Origin of the sequence: Streptomyces sp. SID3212 (genome assembly GCF_009865405.1) — a bacterium.
Classification (GTDB): domain Bacteria; phylum Actinomycetota; class Actinomycetes; order Streptomycetales; family Streptomycetaceae; genus Streptomyces.
On the sequence record NZ_WWJY01000182.1, the window covers coordinates 1 to 3,595 of the forward strand.

Genomic DNA, 3,595 nt, shown 5'->3' on the forward strand with positions numbered 1-3,595 from the left:
GGCCGCCGGCGACGTCGGCGCGCCCGCGGAGGCGCTGCCGGCTCCGGCGAGGAGGCTGACGCCGAGAGCGGCGGTACACGCGGCGGCGACGAGCGCCCGGAACCGGGTGCGTGAACGGTGAAGTGTGAGCACGAAGTCTCCTCGTGGGGGAGGACGTACGGGTGGGGGAGTGGCCGGACGGGACGGAGCGGTGGAAGGGCGGCCGGCCACGGTCCGGATGTGACATGAACACCGAACCCGTTCCGGGTGGACGTTAGAAGGACTAGACCACTGCGGTCAATGGTGCGGACCAACTCGGCCGCGCCGTAAGGGGACGAAGGGGACGGGCCGGGCGCCGGAGCGTGATCGGCGGCGCGCGGGGCGGGCGGATCCGCCCCGGTGACGGGGGGCCGCCGATCGGGCATACTCAACGCGCCACAACCGCTGGTCAGCCCCTTCCGCGATCCGGGAAGGCAGCATCGGTTGGGCAGTACGCGTCCGGGGGCACCCCGGACCTCAGCCGGCGGCGCCGCCCCACCCCGCGCGCGACCGCCGCAGTGTCCCGACAGGGAGGAGAGCGCCGCCATGCCCGACCGCGTCCCGCAGCCGGTGGAACGTCACCTGCCCACCGAGGAGTCCGAGGATCTTCTCGCGCTCGTACGCGACATCGCACAGCGGGAGATCGTTCCCGCCGCTGCCGAGGAGGAGGAGGCGGGACACTTCCCGCGCCGGCTCTTCACCCTGCTCTCCGAGTCGGGCCTGCTCGGCCTGCCGTACGACTCCGCCGTCGGCGGCGGGGACCAGCCGTACGAGGTCTACCTCCAGGTCCTCGAAGAACTCGCCGCCGCCCGCCTCACCGTCGGCCTCGGCGTCAGCGTCCACTCCCTGGCCTCCTACGCGCTCGCCGCGTTCGGCGGCAAGGAGCAGCAGGCCGAACACCTCCCCGCGATGCTGGGCGGCGGTCTGCTGGGCGCCTACTGCCTCTCCGAGCCCGCCTCGGGCTCCGACGCCGCCTCGCTGCGGACGCGCGCGGTCAGGGACGGCGACGACTGGGTCATCACCGGCACCAAGGCCTGGATCACCCACGGAGGGATCGCGGACTTCTGCACCGTCCTGGCCAGGACCGGCGGCGACGGCGCGCGGGGCATCACGGCCTTCCTCGTGCCGGGTGACGCCCCCGGCCTGCACGCCGCCGCCCCGGAGAAGAAGATGGGCATGAAGGGCTCGCCCACCGCCCAACTCCACTTCGACGGCGTACGGGTGGCGGACGACCGGCGCATCGGCGAGGAGGGGCAGGGCTTCGCGATCGCGCTCGCCTCGCTCGACTCGGGACGCCTCGGCATCGCCGCGTGCGCCGTCGGCCTCGCGCAGGCGGCGCTGGACGAGGCCACGGCGTACGCGACCGGCAGACAGCAGTTCGGCCGCCCCATCGCGGACTTCCAGGGCCTGCGCTTCCTGATCGCGGACATGGCGACCCAGATCGAGGCGGGCCGCGCGCTCTACCTCGCCGCCGCGCGGCTGCGCGACGCCGGGCTGCCGTTCTCCCGGCAGGCCGCCATGGCGAAGCTGTTCTGCACGGACGCGGCCATGCGCGTCACCACCGACGCCGTCCAGGTCCTCGGCGGCTACGGCTACACGGCGGACTTCCCCGTCGAGCGCTACATGCGCGAGGCGAAGGTGCTCCAGATCGTGGAGGGCACCAACCAGATCCAGCGGATGGTGATCGCCCGTCAACTGCTGGGCCCGGAAACCCGCTAGGGCGTGTCCTGGGCCGGACGCGGACCCGCACCACGACGAACACGTCGTCATGGTGCGGGGGTTGACCTACGTACGGTACGGCTCCGCGCTCACGCGGCGCGGGAGGCCTGACGCGCCGCCGGGAACGACTTGAACGGCCGCGAGCCCGGGCCGCCGACGTGCGAGAAGGGCTGCGTCCGCCAGTCGAGTCCCTGAGGAAGCGTCAGGAGCAGGGCGGTGTGCTGCTCCTGGGCCTCCGGCGACTCGTCGGCGGCCCCGGCCTCCGACGCGCTGCGTCCCGTACCCGCGCAGACCGTGAGCACGAACGGGTTCCACGGGGACGGGCACAGCGCGTGCTCGGGCAGGACGTCCTCGTCCGCCAGGAGCGCGATCGGCCGGGCGCAGTCCGGGCAGACGACCCGGTACATCTCGAACGTGTCGTAGAGATCGGACTCGTCGAACTCGTCGGAATCGTCCGCCTCGACAAGGTCGACGGATTCCGGTTCGCCGCGTCCGGCGCGCTTCAGGCTCTGCATGGAGACATTCCCCCTCGGGTGGGCCGACCAGGCACTTGTGGTCTCGACCACAGCAAGCAATTCCCTCCGTGCGCGTCCGGTAACCGTGAGGTCACGACGGACTGCCCCACAGATCTGTGGCGTTCGTCACATGCCCGCCGCACGTGTCCGCGAGCCATGGGGAGGCCCCCCACAAGAGACCCCCGGCCGACTGTGCCGGAGGGGACCCGGGGCAATAGGTTGATCCGTATGGAGGAGCTGGATCGTCAGATCGTGGAGTTGCTCGTCAAGGACGGCCGGATGAGCTACACCGACCTGGGCAAGGCCACCGGCCTGTCCACCTCGGCCGTGCATCAGCGGGTCCGCCGGCTGGAGCAGCGCGGTGTCATCCGCGGGTACGCGGCCGTGGTCGACCCGGAGGCCGTCGGCCTGCCGCTGACGGCCTTCATCTCCGCGAAACCGTTCGACCCGAGCGCCCCCGACGACATCGCGGACCGTCTCGCGTCGGTCCCCGAGATCGAGGCGTGCCACAGCGTCGCCGGGGACGAGAACTACATCCTCAAGGTCCGGGTCGCCACCCCGCTGGAGCTGGAGCACCTGCTGACCCGCATCCGCGGTCTGGCCGGCGTCTCCACCAGGACGACGGTGGTCCTCTCCACCCCGTACGAGGCGCGCCCGCCGCGCATGTGAGGGCCTGGCGCGTCTCTTTGTACGGACCGTCGTACTGGGTCCCCCGGCGGCCGGGCGCCCGGCCGGAAAAGAGACACTGGTCGGCATGACCGAGAGCGAAACCCGCACCGTGCTCCTGCGCGGCGGAGAAGTCCACAGCCCCGCCGACCCCTTCGCCACCGCCATGGTCGTCGAACGCGGCCATGTCGCCTGGGTGGGCTCGGAAGGAGCGGCGGACGCCTTCGCCACCGGGGTGGACGAGGTGGTCGACCTCGACGGCGCGCTGGTCACCCCCGCCTTCACCGACGCCCACGTCCACACCACCGCGACGGGCCTCGCGCTCACGGGCCTCGACCTGTCCGGCGCGCGGAGCCTGCGGGACGCGCTCGGGCTCGTACGGGCCCACGCCACCGCGCACCCCGGCGTACGGATCCTCCTCGGCCACGGCTGGGACTCCGCCCGCTGGCCCGAGCGGCGCGCGCCGTCCCGCGCCGAACTGGACGAGGCGACCGGCGGGCGGCCCCTCTACCTGACCCGTATCGACGTCCACTCCGCCGTCGCGACCACCGCCCTGCTCGACCTGGTCCCCGGCGTCACCTCCCTCACCGGCTACGACCAGGAGGGACCGCTGACGGCCGCGGCACACCACGCCGTCCGGGCGGCGGCCCACGCCGCCGTCTCGCCCCGGCAGCGCG

The 3,595-nt window shown here is 72.9% G+C and carries 4 protein-coding genes; 3 read left to right on the plus strand and 1 reads right to left on the minus strand.

Annotation, left to right across the window (positions count from 1 at the left end; genetic code table 11):
* The first annotated feature begins 564 nt into the window (after positions 1-564).
* A complete protein-coding gene (locus GT042_RS05450; protein WP_161307559.1) occupies positions 565-1,737 on the plus strand; it encodes an acyl-CoA dehydrogenase family protein in 1,173 nt (390 codons plus the stop codon).
* Between the two features lie 89 nt (positions 1,738-1,826).
* Here the strand turns inward: GT042_RS05450 and GT042_RS05455 are convergent, their stop codons facing one another.
* Entirely contained in the window at positions 1,827-2,252 is a 426-nt protein-coding gene (locus GT042_RS05455) for a hypothetical protein (RefSeq protein WP_161307560.1), read from the minus strand.
* A 228-nt stretch (positions 2,253-2,480) separates the two neighbouring features.
* Between GT042_RS05455 and GT042_RS05460 the strand changes: the two genes are divergently transcribed.
* Both GT042_RS05460 and GT042_RS05465 read left to right on the plus strand, forming a co-directional pair.
* Positions 2,481-2,921 carry an Lrp/AsnC family transcriptional regulator gene (locus tag GT042_RS05460; RefSeq protein ID WP_161307561.1) on the plus strand — a complete coding sequence of 147 codons (441 nt, stop codon included), beginning with the start codon at positions 2,481-2,483 and terminating at the stop codon, positions 2,919-2,921.
* An 85-nt stretch (positions 2,922-3,006) separates the two neighbouring features.
* The coding region (locus tag GT042_RS05465; protein WP_161307562.1) for an amidohydrolase family protein at positions 3,007-3,595 on the plus strand (589 nt) is incomplete at its 3' end.